The organism is Staphylococcus pseudoxylosus (genome assembly GCF_003697915.1).
In the GTDB taxonomy this organism is placed as follows: Bacteria; Bacillota; Bacilli; order Staphylococcales; family Staphylococcaceae; genus Staphylococcus; species Staphylococcus pseudoxylosus.
Genome location: NZ_RCVN01000001.1, coordinates 316,012 through 337,151 on the forward strand (window position 1 = coordinate 316,012; position 21,140 = coordinate 337,151).

The 21,140-nt window shown below is 31.2% G+C and carries 32 protein-coding genes and 1 riboswitch; of the genes, 12 read left to right on the plus strand and 20 right to left on the minus strand.

Features of this window, described 5'->3' with window-relative positions; all coding sequences use genetic code 11:
• Positions 1–5: 5 nt before the first annotated feature.
• The 7 genes from ssb to D9V42_RS01580 all read right to left on the minus strand — a co-directional run bounded on the left by ssb (position 6) and on the right by D9V42_RS01580 (position 2,373).
• Positions 6–455: a single-stranded DNA-binding protein gene (ssb, locus tag D9V42_RS01550; protein ID WP_122062679.1), complete on the minus strand. Its 450-nt coding sequence runs from the start codon at positions 453–455 to the stop codon at positions 6–8.
• A complete protein-coding gene (locus D9V42_RS01555; protein ID WP_122062681.1) occupies positions 455–1,114 on the minus strand; it encodes an ERF family protein in 660 nt (219 codons plus the stop codon). The genes ssb and D9V42_RS01555 overlap by 1 nt, the downstream gene beginning before the upstream one ends.
• Positions 1,107–1,361 (minus strand): DUF2483 family protein, encoded by a 255-nt coding sequence (locus D9V42_RS01560; RefSeq protein ID WP_158593171.1) that lies wholly within the window; start codon positions 1,359–1,361, stop codon positions 1,107–1,109. Before D9V42_RS01560 ends, D9V42_RS01555 begins: the two co-directional genes overlap by 8 nt.
• Complete coding sequence (locus tag D9V42_RS01565; RefSeq protein ID WP_122062685.1) at positions 1,354–1,593, minus strand: hypothetical protein; 240 nt, start codon at positions 1,591–1,593, stop codon at positions 1,354–1,356. The genes D9V42_RS01560 and D9V42_RS01565 overlap by 8 nt, the downstream gene beginning before the upstream one ends.
• A complete protein-coding gene (locus D9V42_RS01570; RefSeq protein WP_122062687.1) occupies positions 1,590–1,853 on the minus strand; it encodes a DUF1108 family protein in 264 nt (87 codons plus the stop codon). The genes D9V42_RS01565 and D9V42_RS01570 overlap by 4 nt, the downstream gene beginning before the upstream one ends.
• A 65-nt stretch (positions 1,854–1,918) precedes the next feature.
• Positions 1,919–2,098: a hypothetical protein gene (locus D9V42_RS01575; protein ID WP_122062689.1), complete on the minus strand. Its 180-nt coding sequence runs from the start codon at positions 2,096–2,098 to the stop codon at positions 1,919–1,921.
• Between the two features lie 11 nt (positions 2,099–2,109).
• Entirely contained in the window at positions 2,110–2,373 is a 264-nt protein-coding gene (locus tag D9V42_RS01580) for a helix-turn-helix domain-containing protein (protein WP_122062691.1), read from the minus strand.
• A gap of 91 nt (positions 2,374–2,464) precedes the next feature.
• Between D9V42_RS01580 and D9V42_RS01585 the strand changes: the two genes are divergently transcribed.
• Positions 2,465–2,800 carry a hypothetical protein gene (locus D9V42_RS01585; protein ID WP_122062693.1) on the plus strand — a complete coding sequence of 112 codons (336 nt, stop codon included), beginning with the start codon at positions 2,465–2,467 and terminating at the stop codon, positions 2,798–2,800.
• Here D9V42_RS01585 and D9V42_RS01590 read toward each other — a convergent pair whose 3' ends face one another.
• From D9V42_RS01590 to D9V42_RS01605, 4 genes are read right to left on the minus strand one after another with little or no spacing between them, the layout of a single operon-like run.
• Positions 2,801–3,019, minus strand: a complete 219-nt coding sequence (locus D9V42_RS01590; protein ID WP_122062695.1) for a Thoeris anti-defense Tad2 family protein — start codon at positions 3,017–3,019, stop codon at positions 2,801–2,803.
• Between the two features lie 14 nt (positions 3,020–3,033).
• The gene (tscA, locus tag D9V42_RS01595) at positions 3,034–3,240 is read right to left on the minus strand and encodes a type II toxin-antitoxin system antitoxin TscA (protein ID WP_122062697.1); all 207 of its coding nucleotides are present in this window, start codon (positions 3,238–3,240) and stop codon (positions 3,034–3,036) included.
• Between the two features lie 13 nt (positions 3,241–3,253).
• Positions 3,254–4,030 (minus strand): Rha family transcriptional regulator, encoded by a 777-nt coding sequence (locus tag D9V42_RS01600; protein WP_122062699.1) that lies wholly within the window; start codon positions 4,028–4,030, stop codon positions 3,254–3,256.
• Positions 4,031–4,044: 14 nt separating this feature from the next.
• Positions 4,045–4,254: an XRE family transcriptional regulator gene (locus D9V42_RS01605; protein ID WP_122062701.1), complete on the minus strand. Its 210-nt coding sequence runs from the start codon at positions 4,252–4,254 to the stop codon at positions 4,045–4,047.
• A gap of 197 nt (positions 4,255–4,451) precedes the next feature.
• On the opposite strand from D9V42_RS01605, the gene D9V42_RS01610 reads away from it, so the two are divergent.
• From D9V42_RS01610 to D9V42_RS01625, 5 genes are all read left to right on the plus strand, one after another.
• Entirely contained in the window at positions 4,452–5,075 is a 624-nt protein-coding gene (locus D9V42_RS01610) for a helix-turn-helix domain-containing protein (protein ID WP_122062703.1), read from the plus strand.
• An 8-nt stretch (positions 5,076–5,083) separates the two neighbouring features.
• A complete protein-coding gene (locus tag D9V42_RS01615; protein WP_158593172.1) occupies positions 5,084–5,356 on the plus strand; it encodes a hypothetical protein in 273 nt (90 codons plus the stop codon).
• A 34-nt stretch (positions 5,357–5,390) separates the two neighbouring features.
• Entirely contained in the window at positions 5,391–5,555 is a 165-nt protein-coding gene (locus D9V42_RS15680; RefSeq protein WP_411847818.1) for a hypothetical protein, read from the plus strand.
• Positions 5,556–5,799: 244 nt separating this feature from the next.
• On the plus strand, positions 5,800–5,928 hold the full coding sequence (locus tag D9V42_RS15535) for a hypothetical protein (RefSeq protein WP_267921016.1): 129 nt from the start codon (positions 5,800–5,802) through the stop codon (positions 5,926–5,928).
• A gap of 272 nt (positions 5,929–6,200) precedes the next feature.
• Positions 6,201–7,418, plus strand: a complete 1,218-nt coding sequence (locus D9V42_RS01625; RefSeq protein ID WP_122062709.1) for a tyrosine-type recombinase/integrase — start codon at positions 6,201–6,203, stop codon at positions 7,416–7,418.
• Positions 7,419–7,507: 89 nt separating this feature from the next.
• Here D9V42_RS01625 and D9V42_RS01630 read toward each other — a convergent pair whose 3' ends face one another.
• The gene (locus tag D9V42_RS01630) at positions 7,508–8,221 is read right to left on the minus strand and encodes a transaldolase (protein ID WP_017722201.1); all 714 of its coding nucleotides are present in this window, start codon (positions 8,219–8,221) and stop codon (positions 7,508–7,510) included.
• Between the two features lie 279 nt (positions 8,222–8,500).
• Between D9V42_RS01630 and D9V42_RS01635 the strand changes: the two genes are divergently transcribed.
• The 3 genes from D9V42_RS01635 (at position 8,501) to D9V42_RS01645 (ending at position 9,745) form a co-directional block, all read left to right on the plus strand.
• Positions 8,501–8,806, plus strand: coding sequence for a hypothetical protein (locus tag D9V42_RS01635; protein ID WP_107558874.1), 306 nt, complete (start codon positions 8,501–8,503; stop codon positions 8,804–8,806).
• Positions 8,807–9,029: 223 nt separating this feature from the next.
• Entirely contained in the window at positions 9,030–9,395 is a 366-nt protein-coding gene (crcB, locus tag D9V42_RS01640; protein WP_122062711.1) for a fluoride efflux transporter CrcB, read from the plus strand.
• Positions 9,392–9,745 (plus strand): fluoride efflux transporter FluC, encoded by a 354-nt coding sequence (locus D9V42_RS01645; RefSeq protein WP_122062713.1) that lies wholly within the window; start codon positions 9,392–9,394, stop codon positions 9,743–9,745. Before crcB ends, D9V42_RS01645 begins: the two co-directional genes overlap by 4 nt.
• A 223-nt stretch (positions 9,746–9,968) precedes the next feature.
• Here the strand turns inward: D9V42_RS01645 and D9V42_RS01650 are convergent, their stop codons facing one another.
• The 3 genes from D9V42_RS01650 to metK all read right to left on the minus strand — a co-directional run bounded on the left by D9V42_RS01650 (position 9,969) and on the right by metK (position 13,291).
• On the minus strand, positions 9,969–10,805 hold the full coding sequence (locus D9V42_RS01650; RefSeq protein ID WP_122062715.1) for an aldo/keto reductase: 837 nt from the start codon (positions 10,803–10,805) through the stop codon (positions 9,969–9,971).
• Positions 10,806–11,092: 287 nt separating this feature from the next.
• Positions 11,093–12,001 carry a nuclease-related domain-containing protein gene (locus D9V42_RS01655; RefSeq protein ID WP_029376984.1) on the minus strand — a complete coding sequence of 303 codons (909 nt, stop codon included), beginning with the start codon at positions 11,999–12,001 and terminating at the stop codon, positions 11,093–11,095.
• 93 nt (positions 12,002–12,094) lie between these two features.
• Positions 12,095–13,291, minus strand: a complete 1,197-nt coding sequence (gene metK, locus D9V42_RS01660; RefSeq protein ID WP_122062717.1) for a methionine adenosyltransferase — start codon at positions 13,289–13,291, stop codon at positions 12,095–12,097.
• 109 nt (positions 13,292–13,400) lie between these two features.
• A riboswitch (SAM riboswitch) is annotated at positions 13,401–13,513 on the minus strand.
• 166 nt (positions 13,514–13,679) lie between these two features.
• On the opposite strand from metK, the gene pckA reads away from it, so the two are divergent.
• Positions 13,680–15,269, plus strand: a complete 1,590-nt coding sequence (gene pckA, locus D9V42_RS01665) for a phosphoenolpyruvate carboxykinase (ATP) (protein WP_122062719.1) — start codon at positions 13,680–13,682, stop codon at positions 15,267–15,269.
• Positions 15,270–15,342: 73 nt separating this feature from the next.
• Here pckA and D9V42_RS01670 read toward each other — a convergent pair whose 3' ends face one another.
• Both D9V42_RS01670 and ytkD read right to left on the minus strand, forming a co-directional pair.
• Positions 15,343–16,116, minus strand: a complete 774-nt coding sequence (locus tag D9V42_RS01670) for an alpha/beta hydrolase family protein (protein WP_172592850.1) — start codon at positions 16,114–16,116, stop codon at positions 15,343–15,345.
• On the minus strand, positions 16,100–16,576 hold the full coding sequence (gene ytkD / locus D9V42_RS01675) for an RNA deprotection pyrophosphohydrolase (RefSeq protein WP_107556102.1): 477 nt from the start codon (positions 16,574–16,576) through the stop codon (positions 16,100–16,102). The genes D9V42_RS01670 and ytkD overlap by 17 nt, the downstream gene beginning before the upstream one ends.
• Before the next feature lie 66 nt (positions 16,577–16,642).
• On the opposite strand from ytkD, the gene yidD reads away from it, so the two are divergent.
• Positions 16,643–16,879, plus strand: a complete 237-nt coding sequence (yidD, locus tag D9V42_RS01680) for a membrane protein insertion efficiency factor YidD (protein ID WP_107556103.1) — start codon at positions 16,643–16,645, stop codon at positions 16,877–16,879.
• Here the strand turns inward: yidD and menC are convergent.
• Positions 16,876–17,880 (minus strand): o-succinylbenzoate synthase, encoded by a 1,005-nt coding sequence (menC, locus tag D9V42_RS01685; RefSeq protein ID WP_122062720.1) that lies wholly within the window; start codon positions 17,878–17,880, stop codon positions 16,876–16,878. The two genes, yidD and menC, sit on opposite strands and share 4 nt — an antisense overlap.
• Before the next feature lie 18 nt (positions 17,881–17,898).
• Entirely contained in the window at positions 17,899–19,278 is a 1,380-nt protein-coding gene (menE, locus tag D9V42_RS01690) for an o-succinylbenzoate--CoA ligase (RefSeq protein ID WP_122062722.1), read from the minus strand.
• Between the two features lie 265 nt (positions 19,279–19,543).
• Here menE and D9V42_RS01695 point away from each other — a divergent pair, with 265 nt between their 5' ends.
• Positions 19,544–20,107: a PepSY domain-containing protein gene (locus tag D9V42_RS01695; protein WP_122062724.1), complete on the plus strand. Its 564-nt coding sequence runs from the start codon at positions 19,544–19,546 to the stop codon at positions 20,105–20,107.
• Between the two features lie 445 nt (positions 20,108–20,552).
• Here D9V42_RS01695 and D9V42_RS01700 read toward each other — a convergent pair whose 3' ends face one another.
• Positions 20,553–21,059, minus strand: coding sequence for a staphylokinase domain-containing protein (locus D9V42_RS01700; protein ID WP_122062726.1), 507 nt, complete (start codon positions 21,057–21,059; stop codon positions 20,553–20,555).
• Between the last annotated feature and the right edge of the window lie 81 nt (positions 21,060–21,140).

The following is a 21,140-nucleotide window of genomic DNA, read 5'->3' on the forward strand; positions in this document are numbered from 1 at the left end:
CCTCATCAAAACGGGAGTGTCGAGTCATCTATATCAATAGGTCCATTGTTATTAGCGAATGGGTTATCATTGCTTGAACGTTGGTTATTCATGCCTGCCTGTTGTCCTTTAGAAACGTTGTTTGCCTGTCCGTTGTTTTTTGGTTCCAAGAATTGAACACTGTCTGCGATAACTTCAGTAACAAATACACGTTGTCCTTCTTTATTTTCATAGCTACGTGATTGCATACGACCATCAACACCAGCTAAATGACCTTTAAATAAATAATTGTTTACATTTTCTGCTTGTTTACGGAAAACAACTACATTGATAAAGTCTGCTTCACGTTCACCTTGTGCATTCGTGAATGTTCTATTAACAGCTAGGGTGAAGTTTGCAATATTTACACCAGATGGTGTTGTTCTAAATTCTGGGTCTTTCGTTAAACGTCCTACTAATACAACTCTATTTATCATTAGTCATTCTCCTTTGTTTTAGTATTCTTGCTCCATTCATTTAATGTAAAAATGTGCTCAGAAATTTGTTTATTAGTTAAATTATTAATATTTGTTATACCTAATTCTTCTTTAACTTGATTAGCACTGACATTTGCACCTACAGATTTCATTAATTCTCTAAAATTTTCTATTTCTTTCTCAAGTTCCTCTACATTTTCAGGGTCTACTTTTGCATACTTATCTTGCTTTTCTTTAGCGTCTGCATCATCTTCATCAGTTGGTAATCCGAAGAACTTCATTAAAAAATATCTTTCTGAATAAGTTAAAGCAGTACCTAAAGCTTTACTTGGGTCATCTTGTTGACCAATAGCAAATATCGCTGATTCTATTTTTTCTTCTGAATTATCTGTATTGGTAATTGTGTAATGTACATTAAGTGATACGACATATTCTGTTTTTTCTTTTCCTTTTACGACCACATTTACAGTTTCATATTTCGCATCTGATGTTTTAAAGGTAATGTTAATACCATGCTTATATAATTCTGGATTTAATTTGTGTAGTACTTGGGAGCCTGAAACATAGCTATATTGATAACCTGTTTTATCTTTAATAAAGCCCTCCATTGAATGTTTAGCTTCATTAATACGTTGATGTATATTTTTCGTTTCACTCATTTACTTCAACCCTCTCACTTCTGTGTATTCTTATATGAGTTGATTCGCATATAATTTTGTCGTGTTTAGACCAGTCAATTTGTAATATTTCAAAGTCTTCTTCAAAGAATCTCCTTGCTGTTTCCATATCATCGGTGTATTCAACTTTAGGTGCACGGTCAGTTGGTCTATTGTCTACGTAATGGTTAACGTCTTTGTGGACTATATAGCAATATTCTTTTGTATATTTAGTCTTACTTTTATTCATCGCAAACCAACCTTTCGCCTGCAATAACTTTCTTTGCTTGTTCATAGCGTGCTAGTATTTCAGTATCTTTATGTGTGTTATTAAACATATAGATACTTGACATTCCTTCTTTATAGTTGTCATGTGAATGATGAAACCAAATCGTGTTATCTATATATTCGATAATCATGCCTTCACCTTCTATTTGTTGTATTAAATCAATGGCTAATCGTTTAAATTTTTGTTTCTTCACCACTGCATCACTCGATTCATTATTCTATCTGATTCGTCTGTGTTTTCTTCAATCCATGTGAAAGCAGATTGTTCTAGAATTTCTTGTGCTGTAACTATTCCAGCATATTCATCGTAAATTGGGACGCTATCTATATATTCGTTGTCCTCACTTACTAATGTGACCTCTATATTGTCTTCGTCTTTGTACAAAGTAATTCTGAAATCAAACCCTAATAATTGGATTTTCTTACTTTTAGTTGTACCTATTTCGTAATACATCTTGTCTACCTCCTATTTTTGGTGGTATACTTGTGTTGTCTGGATTCACAAGTATATTTTGACTGTTAGCAATTGCCGTTGCTTTCAGTCTTTTTTATTGCCTTGAAAAATTCTGGCCAAAACCAACAGTACGCTATGAAGAATGTTGCAAAGTAGATAACTATTAAATGAATGAAGTCACTCGTTAATCCCATTGAAAGCAACATTATGAATACTGATTTTAAAACTGATAAAGTTCCGTTCATGTTACCCCTCCTTATAAGTGTTTTTTGTGTCTAGTTTTTAAATATGTTATGAACTTTTCAATATCAATCAAGCACATTGTTCCAGAGTAACTAATGTATAAACCTTCAATCCCTTGATTGTCTTCGTCATAATCTCTCAAAATGTTATAAGTTGTTGATTGACTAAAATCAAAAAGTTTATGAATGTTAGTAGCTCTTGCGTATAACGGTTTAACGAATACCTCGTTACCTGTTAAAGTATTTTCTGGTGTCGGTGGTGTTATTACTTTTGGCATTGTCTATCTCTCCTTTTAAAATTTACTATTCGGTCTTGCAATAATGTTTGGTACAATTGAGATATCCGTGTACAAAGGTGGTGAAAATAATATGCTTACTAACGAAGCAAATTTTGTTTTACATCATTTTTACGAAATATATAAAGATCGTTTAGATGATGGATATTCTGAAAAAATGGCTCGTTATTTTTATGATGATGAGGAAATTCATTTCAATTACTTTCTAGGGTTTAGTTTTGATAATTTTGTGACTTACACTAAAGAACTTTCTTCTAATGAATATGTTTCACTAGGTCTTGGTGATGGAGGATTTGCTGAATTAATCCTCAAACCCAAAGCGATAACAGAAATGGAAAATTTATATAAAAATAACACCAAGAAATTCGTTAATACTTTATTTGATTTAAAAAAGCTGGTAGGTATTTAACTACTCTCCAAGTACAAACCATTCATTAGATATTAAGTCCTCTGCCATTGGTTGCCACCTTTGTTTGTAGGACTTTTTATCTGCTATTGAGTAAAGCATTCCATGATACGGGTCGTTAGTTGGAAGTATTTCTCCCCTAAACCCTTCGTTTTTTAAGTCTCTTCTATAAATAGCTTTGCCTTTTTCCATAGCTAAATTAGTTGCTTCTTGAATATTCATTCCGTTTCCTCCTATTATTTGATTGTTATATCAAAATGTTTTTCAATTTCTTGTGCTGCCCAATACATTATTTCTTCTAAGTGTCTTTCTCTGTTAACTCCGAATGTTTTAACCACTCCACCTTCTTCAATAGAATGTTCAAACGTTTCAGATTTATCGTTGATATTCATTTCTAAGATGTAATGTATATACGTAAGCAATTCTTTTTGTTCTTTTGTCATTATTTAATCCCCCCTATATTTCGAATTGGCTAATATCTACGCCATACTTGATTGCCATGCTTTTAATAACTGAAATGTAAATCTCAATTAGTCTTGGTTCATCGTTAATTACATCTAATTTAGAAACTTTATTTATCTGAGACTTAGTTGCACCTTTTGCTAACATTTTTGCTCTACGGTTATTTAATCTCTGATCTAACTTACAGCGCCCCTTTTCTTCTAATAACTTGTACGCTTCAGTACGAACTGTTTTATGTTTATCTCCTCCACCTAAGTGTTGAGCAATTGCACCTAAAATTTTGTTTGTGTCGTTTCTCCAATTCTTTGTTTCAATACCAACAATATTGCGAATACCTGTAACTTCTGTTTCAATACGTTTGTTAAACTCTTGTTGTTCTTCTTGTATTTGCACGAACATCTTAATAGCTTCTAATTGGCTGGTAGGTGCATTGAGTTGTGATTGTTCTTTAATGTGATTTTGCATTTCATGAAACGCATTAACATATGTTGCAGTGAACAATATCCCTTTTTCTCCAGTCATTTTGTTAGCTACCATGTCACAATCTTTTTTAGTTAATAGGTAGTGTTTGTAATTTTGATTGTTTCCGCCTAAATAAGTTGATTGGATAAAATAATCATCAAGGCTCAATTTTGAGCTTTGTAAAATTACATTTTCGTAATTCTCTATATCTCTAATTAAATTTTTATGTTGCTTCCCTACCATTTTTGCTACTTCTCTACTGTCTACATATAATTCGTTGTTTTGTTTTACAATTTGTAATTCTTGCATTTGTTTTTCTCCTTTTAAGTTGATTGTTTTTCTCTTGAAAACAGATATTCTATTTCGTACTCTGGAAAAAACTCGTTCTTAATAAGTAACGCCTCTCCAAACTTAAAATCTGAAATTCCGTTAATCTTATCTGAAACCGTTTGATATCTTACTTCTAATAAATCAGCGATATCTACCAGAGATACATTTTTTTGTTTTCTGACGTCTTCTAAGTTCGACAAAATAGTACCTCCTACTTAATACGAATTTTCGTATTATAGTTTAAAATTTTTAGCAACCTTGTCGATTGCTTAATTACAATATATACGAATTTTCGTACTAGGTCAATACTAATTTTCATATTTTTTGTTTAATTTCAACTTGATATACGATTTTTCGCATGGTATTATATAGGTACAAATTAGAAATGAGGTAAACGAATATGACTAAAGAAAAAGATTTAAAACGTCTAATGGAAATAAAATCAGGTAGTGTGAAGGCTTTTTCAGAAGAAGTCGGTTTAGCTTATACAACAGTTAGATCTATTTTAGAAAGAGGAGTATTTAACGCTAAAGTAGAAAACGTCATCAAAATTTGTAAGGGGTTAGATATTAAACCAGAAGATTTAATGGGAATTGAAAAACCTAAAGTAGAGTCTCCAATAGATACTTTACCAGTTAAAAAGATACCAGTTGTTTCTAAAATTTCTGCTGGACTTCCAATATATAGCGAAGAAAATTTAATAGACTACATATATTTCGCTACTGATAAAATTGATTCTGACAAAGAAGAATTTGCATTGAGAGTATCTGGCGATAGTATGGATAAAATTTTTCAAGAAGGCGATGTTGTAGTGATTGAAAAAGATTCTACTGTAGAGAATGGTCAATTAGGGGTTGTTATGATTAATGGGTATAATGCAACAGTTAAAAGAATAAGATATAATAACGACCAAATAATACTTATACCTGAATCTAACAACCCTAATCACTATCCACAGGTATATGGAATAAATGACGAAGTGAAAATAGTCGGTAGAGTTGTAGCAAGTCAAAAATTATTCTAATATTAGCTTTGACATCGTATCAGTTATTAAAAATAAAAGCAGGTTACTCAAAACCTAGAAAAAGGAAAAACATGAAAAAGAAAATAACAAATGATTACAGAACATCAGAATTATTAGAAGATAAGCTTCAAGATCACACAGATATAGCATACAAAAACAGTAAAATATTTCCAAGAACTCAGCATGTCAATATAGTTTATGAGGAAAATGACAAGATAGTGGCTGGTTTAGTAGGCTATAATTATCTTGATTACTTTCATGTAGGTATTATGGGTCGATAAAGATCAGCGTGGTAAAAATCTAGGTTTTAAACTAATCAAAGATTTAGAAAAATTAAAAAGCCAATATTATATTAAGTATATTCATTTAGAGACTATGTCATTTCAAGCATTAGAATTTTATTTGAAGTTAGATTTTGTAGTTTTTGGTGAAATCAAAGATAGTGATAAAACTATGTTCTTTTTAAAAAAAGAAATATAAATAAGAGCCATAATCATGTTAAATAAGTATTTTGTATTAATATCTTTATTTTTAACTGCTTATAGTAATAATGAAAAAATCAAAAAACTAAAAACACATAAAAAATGTTATTAAAGTTTTAATCATAAGAGACCCCTGCTGCACCCTATATATATTTTTAATATACACTGTTAATATAGTTATTTTACAAAATTAATATTAAACTTTAAAATTAAAATATACTAATATATTATGGAGGACTTATATGAAAAAAATTGTCTTAATGTTTATTTTGGTTAGTGTTTTAGGTATCAAGATAATTGATATTCTAAGTACTGATGCGGATTACACTGATGTTGAGGAAGACGAAATTCCAAATATTGGTAATTTTTAATTCTAAGATTTAAGAGATACTATAGGAATAGTATCTCTTGTTTTTTATCTTTTTAAAGGATGTGAAAATATTGGAAGAAAATAATAAAGAGTTGCTAATTGTTATGCCAATACTTTTAGTGAGTTTTACCGTAGCTTTATTTTTAGCAAAATAAAAAAGCACCCTTTGGGTGCTTGGAAAAATTTTTCGAATGAAAAAAACTATTAACGTGTTTTTTATACCACAGTATTTTTATATTAAACATATTTTTATCTTTTTAGGGGGAATAACTTATGTGGACAGAACAATTTAAAAATAAAGAAGGCAAAACTAAATACCGCTTCTATGAAAAATACAAAGACCCATATACGGATAAATGGCGCAGAGTTAGTGTTGTAATGAACAAAGATACTAAAGCTTCTCAGAAAGAAGCTATGTTCCAATTAGATGATAAGATACAAAGTAAGCTAAAAACAGTTGGTTTAAAAAGTTCAAACAACATAACTGTTGAACAAGCAATAGACGAATGGTTTGAACACTATAAGATACATTCAGGAGTTAAGAAAAGTTCAATAAAAACAAAAATTTCTTCAATCAATCTACTTAAAAAAGTCATGCCTGAAAACACTTTGCTCAAAAACCTTTCGTTACCTACTGTTAATAAAATTTTTAATGATTTCTTTAAAGAAGGTTTTTCAAGAAATGTAAATAAAGAAGTGCTAGGTATTTTTAAACACTCATTGAAACATGCCCACAAAAGCTATAGCGATATTAATATAGAATATTTAAACGAATTGAAAGCGCCAAAAGAAACTAAGGATTATGAACAACTAATGAATGAGAAAAACAATTATTTAGAAAAAGCACAGTTAAAACAATTAATTAATTATTTTTCTGAGAAAGCTCACCAATCAAAAAAAGCACATCATAAAAGATTAAATTTATTTCTATCTTTTATAATTGAAATCCAAGCAATGAATGGAATGAGAATTGGAGAGTTACTTGCTATAAAAGAAGATGATATTGATCTAGTCGAAAAAACATTAAGTATTAATGGAACAATGTTGTGGGAAATTAGTGAAGATGGTTTCGGAGTTAAAGAAAGTACTAAAACAGATACTAGCTTTAGAACAATCGGACTTACTGATAGAAGTTGTGAAATATTCAAAAAGGCTATATTAGAAAATAAAGTTGCAGCAAGGTGGAACAACTCATATACAAATCGGAATTTTGTATTTTCAAATTACAAAGGTAATCCGTTTCACCCTAATATTATAAATAAAAAACTAAAAGAAGCTACTAAAGAATTAGAATTTAATAAAAACGTTACAACACACACTTTAAGACATACGCACATTTCTTTCTTAGCTGAATTGGGATTAGAACTTAAATCTATTATGAATCGTGTTGGTCATAATAACCCTGACACAACTATAAAAATCTATACTCATGTTACTAAAAAGATGGAAAAAGATGTGATTGATAAATTAGAGTCTTTTAAAATTATGTAACTTGCCCTTTTTCTGCCCTTTTTCTGCCCTTTTTATTTTTTAAGACAAAGAAAAACCCCTACAAACACTATGTTCATAGGGGATTGGTATTAAAGAATTGATAAGCCTGAGCTTTGGATATCTTTTGCAAACCCTTTAACTGTATCAACTGAGAGTTCATTAATGTCACGGCCAAGATTGTTGTTTACTTTTTTAACAACATCTGCTGGACATGTGATAATATCAGCGCCAACTTCATCAGCTTGTATAACATTAATTACTTCACGACAACTAGCCCATAATAATTTCACGCCGTCTTTACTATGTGTAATTTCAGCAGCTTCTTTCATCATAGGAATTGGGTCTACTCCTGTATCTGCAATACGGCCAGCAAATACTGATACATAAGTTGGAACACCTTCAGTTACAGCATCTGTAATTTCTTTAACTTGATCTAAAGTATAAACAGCAGTTACGTTTAAACGAACATTTTCTGCTGATAATTTTTTAATTAGAGAAATAGTTGATTCACCTTTTGTGTTTACAACTGGAATTTTAACAAATACGTTACTACCATATTGTTTTAAAATTTCAGCTTCTTTTGCCATAGTTTCTAAATCATCTGCAAATACTTCAAATGAGATAGAAGCATCAGGAATCTCGCGAACAGCTTCTTCAGCGAAAGCTTTATAGTCAGTTACACCTGCTTTTGCCATTAAACTTGGGTTAGTAGTAAAACCATCAACCTGTTTATTTTTATAAGCTGCTTTCATTTCTTCAATATCTGCACCATCTGCAAATACTTCAACATTTAATTTTGCCATTACTTATTCCTCCTGACTTAATTAAATAATTCAACAAAGAATTATTTGATAACGGTTATTAACCATACAACTTAGTTATACCACCTATAAAGAATTAATTCTAATTTTTTGCTTAAAATCAGAATATTTTTACAGTGATATTAAACTTTTTTTATATAAGAGAACTAATCCTACATAAGCATATATTCAATATGTTAATATACTATATAAATATAAATTGCATTAGTTTTTTGTAAATTTATGGTATTATTGTTAAATGAATTGCATTAGGAGGTACAAATGGCACGTTCAAAACTTTACTTTTATTTATCTACTTTATTGGTTATTATTAGTTTTTATTTTAATACAAGAAACCCTCTATTAAATATGCATTTTAATTCGATGATAAAATTAATATTTGTTTGTAGTATTATAAATGCTATCATTTTAATAATTTCCATTATCTTTGCTGATAAATCAATCAAACATCTACATGAAGAGTCAGATTGGATACGAAAAGCAAGTAAGATATTACCATACGTTATTTTAATCGTAATTGTTATTCATATTCTTGCTTCTCTATCAACATTTGGCATCATATTCTAATTAAGGGGCTAGGACAACAATTGATGTCTTGGCCTCTGTTATTGTGGTTAAAGTAAATCTTTGATTTAATAAAGTTATGCATATGTCCATACAATCCGGACAATTATAAATACATTCTAAATTTCTAGTTATATTTGAAATTATAAAAACAAGAATTAAGCTTTAATAGCAATACCATGTTGCTAAAACTTGCACTGTTTTTAAGAAAGGAAGCATGCCAACAATGCAATATTTATATATTTTTGTAGGAGGCGCTGTCGGTGCACTACTCAGATATTTGTTTTCATTTATGAGTGTTAATTCTACAATTCCTACTGGTACATTTATCACTAATGTTTTAGGCGCTTTTTTAATGGGGTTTCTAGGGACGCTAACTTTACAATATTACAAGCATAATCCACATTTAAAAAAAGGCATTACTACAGGTTTATTGGGTGCAATGACTACCTTTTCTACATTTCAATTTGAACTTATACATTTATTCATGCAGCAAGCTTATTTAGCTGTTACTATTTACGCAATCAGTAGTTATGTTTTAGGAATTTGCTTATGCTATATTGGCGTTAGATTGGGGGCACGTATCTCATGATTAACTGTTTATTAATCATGTTAGGTGGTGGCATAGGTGCAGTCATCCGTGGTTTTATTACTAATTTTTGTAATCGTAAATTCAGTAGTATATTACCAGTTGCAACACCTTTCGTTAACATAGTTGGTAGCTTAATCATTGGTTTTTTATTAGGCTCGTCACTTAAGTTAGATTGGATTGAACCCTTTGTAATCATTGGTATTTTAGGCGGTCTTACTACCTTTTCTACTTTATCCTCTGAACTCGTCGAACTATTAATGACTAAAAAGAAAATCATTTATTTCATTATTTATTCTGTACTCCAATACGGCGTTTCCTTTTTAGCTTGTTTGTTAGGTTACATACTTTAACGAAAAACCTAAAAAAGTTCATTATAAAAAGCCACAAAAACATTAAATTGTTTTTGTGGCTTTTTTTATGTCATATACATTGTCCATACTTAGTAATGACAATTTCATTAGTCTTGTCATACTATATCGTAAATTCAACTAAATCACAGTTAACGAGTATATAGCATTAACTCATTAATTTAATTATTAATACTTAAGTAGTCATACTAGTTTATATAATTATTTAATGACCACTGTATTTCGCAGGATCTGGTCCAATTCTACGATCTTCATTAAGGTTATCTAATTTTTCTATTTGTTCAGCTGTTAATGCGAAATCAAATACATTAATATTCTCTTCTATTCTAGATGGGGTAACCGATTTTGGGATTACTACAACACCATGTTCAATATTCCATCTTATGATTACTTGAGCAGGTGATTTCTCCACTTCATTTGCTACTGCGTTTACTGTTTCATCTTCCAAAATTTGTGCATTCATTAATGGTGACCATGACTCCATATGAATATTTTGAACTTCCAGATATCTATTTAAAGAAGATTGTAATAGATATGGATGGAATTCTACTTGATTTATTACTGGTTTAATTGAAACTTGTGCTAATAATGCTTCTAAATGTTCAATATTAAAGTTACTTACACCAATATTTTTCACTTTATCATTTTTATAAAGGTCTTCCATACCCTGCCAAGTATCAATCATCAGTGCTTCATCAGTTCCAGGCCAGTGTATTAGATATAAATCTAAATAGTCTAAACCTAATTTGTTTAAACTTGTTTCATATGCATCAGCGACATTTTGTCGACCGTAGTCATCAAGCCATAATTTAGAAGTAATGAATAGGTCACTTCTTTTTAATCCTGTTGAAGCTAATCCTTCAGCAATACCTTGACCTACTTTATCTTCATTTTCATAAATCATTGCTGTGTCAATATGTGTATAGCCGTTTTCAATTGCATGTTTTACTGATGCTGCACATTCATCATTATTCTCCACGCGAAATGTGCCCAATCCAACAATCGGCATTTCATTCCCATTGTAAAATGTAATATTTTCCAAGTTAAAATCCCCTTTTTATTTTGTTATTTATTATACTAATCAATATTCCCAAATATATAAATAAAAATGCCTATATGTTTACAATTCATTCTTATTTTTGAAATTCTTTATAGCATATGTCATCAATCACCTATTTAATTTATAGTATAAGTAAATAGGTAGGCTTTATCAGATTATATTTTTAAAGTTTTATAGTCCAAAAAAACTGTCAACAAAAGTCTAAATACTTTTGTTGACAGTTTATACTACATAGCATGATTTATTCTCAAAATATGAAATTTATGTCTTTAGTTAAATGATTCAATTTCATCCATAACACGTTGTAAATCTTCAACGTTATATTGAATGCGACCATGGAAGACGAATTTATTGAAGAATTCATCCAATTGTTCTGGACCAACTAATACTTTGGTATTTGAACTTTGCGCATAGTTTGAAATTGTTACATCGCCCTCATTTTTTGGATTAAAATATAAGATGGTAGTTGGTGTGAATTTTAAATTCAATTCTGTTTGGATATCACCCGCTAGTTTCTCAATATCATTCAAATGAGTCGTATAATTAACAAAAGATAATGAGTTTTCATCTTCGTTTTGATCTAATACAAGCGTTTGTGGTTCTTGTCTATCAAGGTCCAACGTGTTAAACACTTGTTCCATTGTTGGTTGTTCTTTAAATTGAGCAGCACTCACACCATTGTATACGTGACCTTTTAATAATTGCGAGTCAATGATATATAAACCAGTACGCGTAAGTACTAAATGACTAATACGCTGTACATCATTAAATTCATTCTTAGGTAAAAATATATTAGCCATAATGTGCATATCTTCTGGGCGAATTCTTTTCTCATTTACTAATCTTTCTCGAATACCAATAAGTCTCATATCAGTTACATATTCACTTTGATTTTTAGAGAATAATTTTAATGCATCAATTTCTCTATTTTTCGAACTAACTGTAGCATTATATTCTTCTTTTTGCTTTGTTACTGTTTTTTTATTTTCTATTCTTTCTTTTTCTAATTCTTCTTCATGCTCATCGCTTAGTTTTTGTTCTCTGGTTTTGTATTGTTCTTCTACCTTTTGTTGTGCTTTCTTCTTACTTTTCAAAGCAATGATAAATAAAATGAAACAAATTACTGCTACAACAATTGCCACAATTAAACCAATCTCTAATGGTCCAAATGAATTCATAACAAAAAACGCTCCTTTATGTGTTCAGTAACTTAATTATAATAGATAAACGTATAGCATTCGAGAGTAAAGTTAAAAAATTTTTTGTTCTAGTTAAGCTTTAACTGTATCTTTTAATAAATTAATTTTATCTAACTTTTCCCATGGTAATAATACGTCTGTACGACCAAAATGACCATATGCAGCAGTTTGTTTATAAATAGGGTGTTTCAAGTCTAACATTTTAATAATTCCAGCTGGTCTTAAATCAAAATGTTGTCTAACTGCCTCAACCAATTCATTTTCTTTAACTTTTCCTGTACCAAATGTATCTATAGAAATAGAAACTGGCTCAGCTACACCAATAGCATATGCAAGTTGCACTTCACATTTGTCTGCTAATTCAGCAGCAACGATATTTTTTGCTACATAGCGTGCAGCATAAGCAGCAGAACGGTCAACTTTAGTTGGGTCTTTACCACTAAAGCATCCCCCACCATGACGTGCATAACCACCATACGTATCAACAATTATTTTACGTCCAGTAAGTCCTGCATCACCTTGTGGTCCACCTATAACGAAACGACCAGTAGGATTGATATAAAATTTAGTGTTCTCATCTAAAAGTGCTTCTGGCACTGTTGGATAAATAACATGTTGTTTAATATCATCTTGAATTTGTGGTAATTCGATATCTTCAGCATGTTGTGTTGACACGACAATCGTATCAATGCGATGTGGTTGATCTTGCTCATCATATTCCACAGTGACTTGTACTTTACCATCAGGACGTAAGTAATTTAATATTTCATCTTTACGTACATCTGATAAGCGTTTCGCAAGTTGATGTGATAAGAAGATTGGTAAAGGCATGTATGTATCCGTTTCATTCGTAGCATAACCGAACATCAAACCTTGATCTCCCGCTCCTGTAGCTTCGATTTCTTCTTCTGATGCGTCTTCACGATACTCTAAAGCTGTATCGACACCTTGAGCGATATCTGGTGACTGTTCATCAATTGCCGTTAATACTGCCATTGTCTGGCTATCATAACCGTATTTAGCACGTGTGTAGCCTATCTCTTTAATTGTTTCTCTAACCACTTTTGGAATATCAACATATGTTGTTGTTGATATTTCTCCTGAAATTAACGCCATACCAGTAGTCACTGTCGTTTCACAAGCAACACGTGCGTTTGGGTCATCTTTCAATATTTCATCCAATATAGCATCAGATACTTGATCCGCTATTTTATCTGGATGCCCTTCTGTTACTGATTCTGAAGTGAATAATCTTCTATTGTAAGTCATAATTTGCTCCTTTAGTTTTAAATTACGAAAATTCTCTCTCTGTTGAGCTCATTAAAAAAGCCTTCTACACTATCAATAAATAGAGAGAAGGCCCTTATACGTCCATTCGCTCTTATCGTTCAGACGATATTTGTCTGCAAACGGTTTGGCACCTTTCTTCGTATTAAGAAGAGGTTGCTGGGCTTCATTGGGTCCATGTCCCTCCGCCACTCAGGATAAGAGAATCCGTTAAGTCCTATAGTACAGAATCAACGATATAATGTCAATTTTACATTTATTAATATTTATTTAAAATTCCTTTTAAATTGGTATGGACTATTGATATATATGTGTTATACTCTGTAATTGTAAAGGCTTACAATAACTAAATAGCGTTGGAGGGATTAGTATGGCTGTAGATACATACACTTATACAAACAAAATTGAAAGTATTTTAGACAAAAAATCTTCATTATTTCAATTATCTACAACACAGTTGTATAACAAGATTTTAGATAATGATGAAGGCGAACTTACCGAATTAGGTGCAATTAACGCTAGAACAGGTAAATATACAGGTCGTTCACCAAAAGATAAGTTTATTGTAAATGAGCCATCTTATAGAGATGATATTGACTGGGGTAATGTTAACCAACCGATTGAGGAAGAAACATTTTTAAATTTATATGATAAGGTTCTAAACTATTTAGACAAAAAAGATGAACTATATGTATTCAATGGTTATGCTGGTAGTGATCACGACTCACAATTGAAATTAACTGTTGTCAATGAATTAGCGTGGCATAATCTATTTGCTCAAAATATGTTTATACGCCCTAATTCAAAAGAAGAAGCACAAGAAATCAAACCAAACTTCACAATTATTTCAGCACCGCACTTTAAAGCCGACCCAGAAATAGACGGCACAAACTCAGAAACATTTATCATCACATCATTTAAACATAAAGTGATCCTCATTGGTGGGACTGAGTATGCTGGTGAAATGAAAAAAGGTATTTTCTCCGTAATGAACTATTTACTACCTAAAGATAACATTATGAGCATGCATTGTTCAGCTAACGTTGGAGACAAAGGTGACGTTGCTTTATTCTTCGGCCTTTCTGGTACTGGTAAAACGACACTATCCGCTGACCCAACACGTAAACTTATTGGCGATGATGAACATGGTTGGAATGAAAATGGTATTTTCAATATTGAAGGTGGTTGTTACGCTAAAGCAATTAACCTTTCTTATAAAAAAGAACCTCAAATTTATGACGCTATTAAATATGGTACTATTTTAGAAAATGTTGTCGTTGACGAAGATGGTGACGTTGACTTCGATGATAATCAATACACAGAAAATACTCGTGCAGCATACCCAATCAACCACATTGAAAATATTGTAACGCCATCTAAAGCAGCTCATCCTAATACAATTATTTTCTTAACTGCAGATGCTTTCGGTGTTCTACCACCTATTTCAAAACTATCCAAAGATCAAGCAATGTATCATTTCTTGAGTGGATTCACTGCTAAATTAGCTGGTACAGAACGTGGTGTAACTGAGCCAGAACCTTCATTCTCTACATGTTTCGGTTCACCTTTCTTACCTCTAAACGCTAAAGTTTATGCTGATTTATTAGGTAACTTAATCGATCAACACGATGTAGATGTTTATCTTGTAAACACTGGTTGGACTGGTGGTAAATATGGCATAGGACGTCGTATAAGTCTAAGTTACACAAGACAAATGGTAAATCAAGCAATTACAGGGCAATTAAGAGATGCTGAATATATTAAAGATGATATGTTCGGTTTAGATATTCCAGTTGAAGTTGAGGATGTCCCTCAAACATTATTGAATCCTATTAATGCTTGGAGTAAGCCAGAAGCGTATAGAGAGCAAGCTCAAGATTTAATTAACCGTTTCAATCACAACTTCGAAAAATTCGGTGTAGAAGTTGATGATTTAGCAACACGTGGCGGATTCAAATAATATCTGTTAATTAATATCATATAAAAGAGAGAATTGGGTATTAGAAACCAATTCTCTCTTTTAATTTACTCTATTATATTTTATTCTCTTCTACATCTATCATCCACTGTTTAATTTCAAACAGCGTTTGTTTGAGAGCAAATGGTCTTGGTACATGACCTTCTAACATTTGATAAAACGTACGATAAGTTGTTCCCTTTTCCTCTAATTGCTGTGCTAAATGATAGGCATGATGAATACCTACTTGTTTATCTTTTCCACCATGAACAATAAATATGGGCGGACTTGACTTAGTAATTTGAGCTAACGCATCTCGCTGCTGATAGGCAACAGCTTGCTTTTTAGGATGACCAATCATACGTTTCAACATACCTCTTAAGTCAACGCGTTCTTCATACATTAAGTATATATCAGATACTCCGCCCCAGATAATATAACTTGAGATCGGTAAATCTTGAAATGTGAGCAAACCCTGAAGTCCACCTCTGGAAAATCCAACCATATGAATGGCAGCATAAGGATATTTTTGATGCAGTATACGTATAGCAACCGTGACATCATTTAAATCCGCCCCATAAAATTCATCTTTCCCCTCACTACCATTATTCCCTCTATAATATGGACCAAAAACTAAAGTGTTTGTATTTGCAAATTGCATCATTCTAGCTGCTCGTACTTTACCTACTTGGCCTTTACCACCTCGTAGATAAATCACAATTCTTTTTACATCTTCTTTTGGTGTCATTAGTAAGCCTCGAACTTTTAAGTTATCAACACAATATGTGACTTCTTCAAATATATGATGTATGGCTTCAATGGGCATACGCTTTCTATTTATAAAATCCAAGTGATATCACTCTCTCTAAACAGTGTAAAATCGCATCGTCCTTCAACAAATAACTTTTTTTACTCTCTGGAATCTCAGCTATATTTTTATAAAATAAAGGGCCATTTGTTTCTAAATAATCATCTTGATCGCTTATCTCAGATACATTTACCATAAATACATCTTTTGTGAAACATAAACCATTCGTACGTTGTACTTCATATTGCGCAATATACTCACATTGCGCTATCATTGCTCCGGTTTCTTCAAATAATTCCCGCGCAACAGCTACTTCACTTGTTTCTCCGTCTTCTTTTTTACCGCCTGGGAATTCAACGCCACGTATTTTATGGTTTGTAAATAGCAACTGATTTTTATATTTCGGAATAATAAGTACATGATTTCCGTCAGCAATATCTTCTTTATCTTTATATGATAAATATACGTTGTCATTATCTTTATCTTTAAACTTCATATACATCACTCTTCCCCTTATTATGTTAAACTAACTATGCTAAAGCTAAGTTATTTGTTGGAGGCAAAATTTATGAAAACTATATTTCTTGGACTCATTCATATTTATCAACGATTTATATCACCATTGACGCCCGCAACTTGCCGGTTTTATCCTACATGTTCTGAATATACCAGAGAGGCAATTCAAGTATATGGTGCATTGAAAGGTACATGGTTAGGTATTAAAAGGATTTCAAAATGCCATCCGCTTCATAAAGGCGGCTTTGATCCAGTGCCGCTTAAGAAAAAAGATAACAAAAAAGATTAATAAATTCGTGTTAATTTTGTACTTTTAACCTTTGGAGGCTCAAAATAGATTGAGCCTCCTTTTAATATACCTGCACGATCAACCACATCTTTTTCAAAATAATAACCTTCTGGTGTGATATCACTGGGATAACTAGAAAATTGAGCTAACATCGCAGTAAAATATCTACTTAATCCGTACTCATACATACCACCTATAACTATTTTTACATTTTTGTCCTTAAGCATTTTAATGGCATTCATCACTTTATCGATGCCACCCAGTCTAAATGGTTTCAACACAACAACATCTATAGCGAAATCATCTATAACTTCTAAAATGTTATCTATCGTGTCTGCCTTTTCATCTATAGCAACTGGTGGTAATTCATATGCATCGAACTGATTTAGCATATTTAAAGATTTAAATGGTTCTTCTATATACAATAATTGATCATGCCCAATTGTTGTTAGCTTAACTATCTCCGACTCGGTTATAGATTCATTTGCATCTACAACAATATTTGGTTTAAATGGTAATTGTTTAATTGATTTAATATCATTTAAAATTGAATCAGACCATTTTACTTTAACACGTTCAGGTTGTGTTTGGGATAATTGCAAAATATTTTCTTCTGCTAAACCGCTAATTGTTGCACCATAGGCTACGCTAAAATCTGTTAATTTGAAAAACATTTGATAACAAGCCATTACAATCATACTTCTAGTTGCTGGATATTTAGATAGATGATTTAAACTACGTAATATTTCATCGAATGTATAAAACTCTATATCTTTAATACTATCGAACCATTCTTCCACTTGGATTTGAGCATCATCAATCGTTTCATTTGTATACCAATCGGTTTCAAACGCATTACACTCTCCATAGTAATATGAATCATTTTCCGTAACTAAAGCTACAAACAATGCTTTACGTGTTTCTAGTTTTATTTTTGGTGTAATAATTGGTGTATTAAAACGTTCGTCATAGAGGTATAGATGCATATCAACTATTTTCATAAAGACTCCTTATTACTTTTATAAATGATTTCTCTGCAATTTACCTGTTGATGTATAAGGTAATGAAGTAACGCGCTTAAATTGTTTTGGTACTTTATACTTTGCTAGATGATTTTGGAAGAACGCTACTAAATGTTTATTTGTTATAGTTTCTGAAGCAACATAATATAAATAAGGTACTTCTCCCCATGTAGCATCTTCAACACCAACACACATCGCATCTTCAATAGATTCGTGCTTTTTAGCGACTGTTTCTATTTGGTAAGGGTATATATTTTCGCCACCACTTATAATTAAATCTTTTCTACGGTCATACACCATGACATAACCTTCTTCATCTATTTCTGCTATATCACCAGTCTTAAAATAACCATCAACAAAGGTATCTTTTTTATTCATAGGGAAAAGATAACCATTCATAACATTGTCACCTTTAATCAATAATTCTCCATGACCATTAACATTCGGCTGCGAGATTTTCACTTCAACATTATCGCTAGGTTTCCCAACCGTATCTGGTCTTAGTTTCAACATTTCTGGTGTTGCTGTTAAGAATTGCGAACACGTTTCAGTCATACCAAAAGAATTATAAATTGGTAAACCATAGTCTAATGCTCTATTTATTAACGATGTGGTTAATTTAGCTCCACCGAGTAATATTTTTTCAATCGAGAACGGTTGATGCCACCCTTTGTCCATTAACCATTTTAAAGTTTGTGGTACTAATGATATATGTGTAGGTGTTTCTTCTTTAATTATCTTCATCATTTTATCAGCGTCAAATTTCGCTTCAAGTTGTAATGTAAAACCTTCAATTAACGCTCGTAACACTACACTCAAACCAGAAATATGATAAATCGGCAATACCGATAACCATTTCGTAGATTGATTAAATCCAAGACTCTCTTTACAACCTAATGCACTTGCATAATGGTTGTAAAAAGTTTGTGGCACTGCCTTCTGAGGACCTGTAGTACCAGAAGTAAACATAATTGATGCGATACGATCAATTGAGAACGGCGCTTCGAATTCGTGCCCTTCCTGAGTCTGCAATGTTTGGAAATCTATCACTTTAATATCTCTTAAACGAAGTTGCTCCATCGCTATGATTGTACTTACATCTATAGATTTCATTTGAGCAATCATTTCTTTTTTAGTTAATCTCGTATTGACCATAGCTACTTCTATGCCTGCTACCCATGCAGCATTAATTAATACTATGGATTCAATTGTATTGTTAATATATAAACCTATTCTATTTAATTCTAATTGCTTTAGACTATATGCCAGTCTTTTAGCGCTATCATACATCTTCCCAAAAGTAATTTGGTTCACGCCATCATCGATAAATATCCCTTTACTATTTTGTTCAGCTTGTGCTTTTAACCAAAAATCCAATCTGTCATTCCTCCATCTCAGTTATACTTATTATAACGTGTTTATGTTTATTTAACAGGGTTCTTGCACAACACATGTTATTTTTAATATTTTTCCTATTTCTTAACTATTTTTATCACCTCATAGCGGAAAGGTTTCTTTTATTTTAAAATTTAGCTAAATCAACTCATTTAACTGGTTAACATTAAATTTTCACATTTAATGTTTTGTCTACATCAAAGATTGGGTAAGTATTTATTGTAAAAATGATAAAGGAGTGAAGCAGATGAAGTTAAAAAGTTTATCAGCAATAGTATTTTCTACTCTATTATTAGCTAGTTGCGGAAATGGTTCAGCTGACAATGATTCAAAATCTGAAAATAAAAAAGATACAAAATCCGATAACCAAGTTATCGCTATCAACAAAATCAAAACAAGTCCTGATGACGCCATTAAAAAAGCCCAAGAAACATACGCTAACCAAAATTTAAAAGGCATCTCATATGAAAAAAGCAACGGCGAATGGGCATATAAAATTGAACAACAAGGTGATAATAAAGAGTCAGAAGTTATTATCTCTGATAAAAATAAAAAAATCTTGAACAAAGAACAAGAAAACGAAGATTCACTTGATAATAACGAAACATTTAATTATAATGACGCCATCGATTATAAAGAAGCCATTAAAAAAGGTCAAAAAGAATTTGACGGAGACATCAAAGAGTGGTCACTATCAAAAGACGATGGGAAACTTGTTTACGATTTAGACCTTAAAAAAGATAAAGAAAAACACGAAGTAACTATTGATGCTAAGAATGGCAAAGTACTAAATAACGAGCAAGATAATTAACTATATATCTAAGTTAAAGATTTAATTATAGTCAGTGATGCAAAAATCCATTTCTCTTAATTCACACTTTTTATCATAATTAAGAATAATTTTAAATAATATTAAATTCTATTCAACTCACATATTTAACTTGTGATTCTAAAGTATCAATCGATAGATATTTTTTCTATTCTAAATAATATAAACATAAATATAATTGATTTTTACGCATAAAAGCCACTAACTCATTAAATTGAATAGTGGCTTTTTTATATAAAATTTTTGAAATATTTATTGTTATCGAACCTATACACTCATAGATTGTTACGATGTTGAATCACATTTTTTATTACTGATACCTATGTATGTATGGGTTATTAAGATAATAACGTAAAACATAAATTAAACTATAGGTCTTAATGCTTCATGTATAACTATTATAAAATAAAGCATAGACTAATTAATTTTACTTAGAGTTTCTTTCTTCAACAACTACGTTTGTTACTATACTAAATCCTGGATTGTGCACATGTTCAGACAAATCAGGAATGATAAACCCTTTTTCTGTTACGGGGAAATATTCTGTTACTCTTTGTTTTTCTGTTTTACTAAAATATGAAACTCGGACTTTAGACTCTGGATCTATTTCTACAACACGATATTTTTTATAATCGTGTGCATCTAGCGTCCACTCAATATAATTTATAACATCTTTCTTTGTGAGTACATTTCCGAATTTTAATGGAAACTCTAGATAACGCGGTTCAAAAGTATGTTTCTTTTGTTTATCATATGCAGATATTCTCACGATTAAATGTGGTCCCGCAATCTCTTGATAATCTCCTCTGTCTGCCCCTACTTTAAATAAATCATGATCCATAGCTGATGCATTTACTTGAGAATTAAATACTGGCGTAAAAGCAACACTGCTAGCTATCAAAGAAACTACTATAACTTTTTTATAATTTTTCATTTGAAATCACCTCTTTATTTTTTTATATAATAACACAAAATTTGAATAAATTTATTATTTATTTGTTACAATTTTTTGACA

Coding starts and splice junctions, on each gene's coding strand:
- ssb (WP_122062679.1), bottom strand. CDS start 455: ATGATAAATAGAGTTGTATTAGTAGGACGTTTAACGAAAGACCCAGAA.
- D9V42_RS01555 (WP_122062681.1), bottom strand. CDS start 1,114: ATGAGTGAAACGAAAAATATACATCAACGTATTAATGAAGCTAAACAT.
- D9V42_RS01560 (WP_158593171.1), bottom strand. CDS start 1,361: ATGAATAAAAGTAAGACTAAATATACAAAAGAATATTGCTATATAGTC.
- D9V42_RS01570 (WP_122062687.1), bottom strand. CDS start 1,853: ATGTATTACGAAATAGGTACAACTAAAAGTAAGAAAATCCAATTATTA.
- D9V42_RS01575 (WP_122062689.1), bottom strand. CDS start 2,098: ATGAACGGAACTTTATCAGTTTTAAAATCAGTATTCATAATGTTGCTT.
- D9V42_RS01580 (WP_122062691.1), bottom strand. CDS start 2,373: ATGCCAAAAGTAATAACACCACCGACACCAGAAAATACTTTAACAGGT.
- D9V42_RS01585 (WP_122062693.1), top strand. CDS start 2,465: ATGCTTACTAACGAAGCAAATTTTGTTTTACATCATTTTTACGAAATA.
- D9V42_RS01590 (WP_122062695.1), bottom strand. CDS start 3,019: ATGAATATTCAAGAAGCAACTAATTTAGCTATGGAAAAAGGCAAAGCT.
- tscA (WP_122062697.1), bottom strand. CDS start 3,240: ATGACAAAAGAACAAAAAGAATTGCTTACGTATATACATTACATCTTA.
- D9V42_RS01600 (WP_122062699.1), bottom strand. CDS start 4,030: ATGCAAGAATTACAAATTGTAAAACAAAACAACGAATTATATGTAGAC.
- D9V42_RS01610 (WP_122062703.1), top strand. CDS start 4,452: ATGACTAAAGAAAAAGATTTAAAACGTCTAATGGAAATAAAATCAGGT.
- D9V42_RS15535 (WP_267921016.1), top strand. CDS start 5,800: ATGAAAAAAATTGTCTTAATGTTTATTTTGGTTAGTGTTTTAGGTATC.
- D9V42_RS01625 (WP_122062709.1), top strand. CDS start 6,201: ATGTGGACAGAACAATTTAAAAATAAAGAAGGCAAAACTAAATACCGC.
- D9V42_RS01630 (WP_017722201.1), bottom strand. CDS start 8,221: ATGGCAAAATTAAATGTTGAAGTATTTGCAGATGGTGCAGATATTGAA.
- D9V42_RS01635 (WP_107558874.1), top strand. CDS start 8,501: ATGGCACGTTCAAAACTTTACTTTTATTTATCTACTTTATTGGTTATT.
- crcB (WP_122062711.1), top strand. CDS start 9,030: ATGCAATATTTATATATTTTTGTAGGAGGCGCTGTCGGTGCACTACTC.
- D9V42_RS01645 (WP_122062713.1), top strand. CDS start 9,392: ATGATTAACTGTTTATTAATCATGTTAGGTGGTGGCATAGGTGCAGTC.
- D9V42_RS01655 (WP_029376984.1), bottom strand. CDS start 12,001: ATGAATTCATTTGGACCATTAGAGATTGGTTTAATTGTGGCAATTGTT.
- metK (WP_122062717.1), bottom strand. CDS start 13,291: ATGACTTACAATAGAAGATTATTCACTTCAGAATCAGTAACAGAAGGG.
- pckA (WP_122062719.1), top strand. CDS start 13,680: ATGGCTGTAGATACATACACTTATACAAACAAAATTGAAAGTATTTTA.
- ytkD (WP_107556102.1), bottom strand. CDS start 16,576: ATGTATATGAAGTTTAAAGATAAAGATAATGACAACGTATATTTATCA.
- yidD (WP_107556103.1), top strand. CDS start 16,643: ATGAAAACTATATTTCTTGGACTCATTCATATTTATCAACGATTTATA.
- menC (WP_122062720.1), bottom strand. CDS start 17,880: ATGAAAATAGTTGATATGCATCTATACCTCTATGACGAACGTTTTAAT.
- D9V42_RS01695 (WP_122062724.1), top strand. CDS start 19,544: ATGAAGTTAAAAAGTTTATCAGCAATAGTATTTTCTACTCTATTATTA.
- D9V42_RS01700 (WP_122062726.1), bottom strand. CDS start 21,059: ATGAAAAATTATAAAAAAGTTATAGTAGTTTCTTTGATAGCTAGCAGT.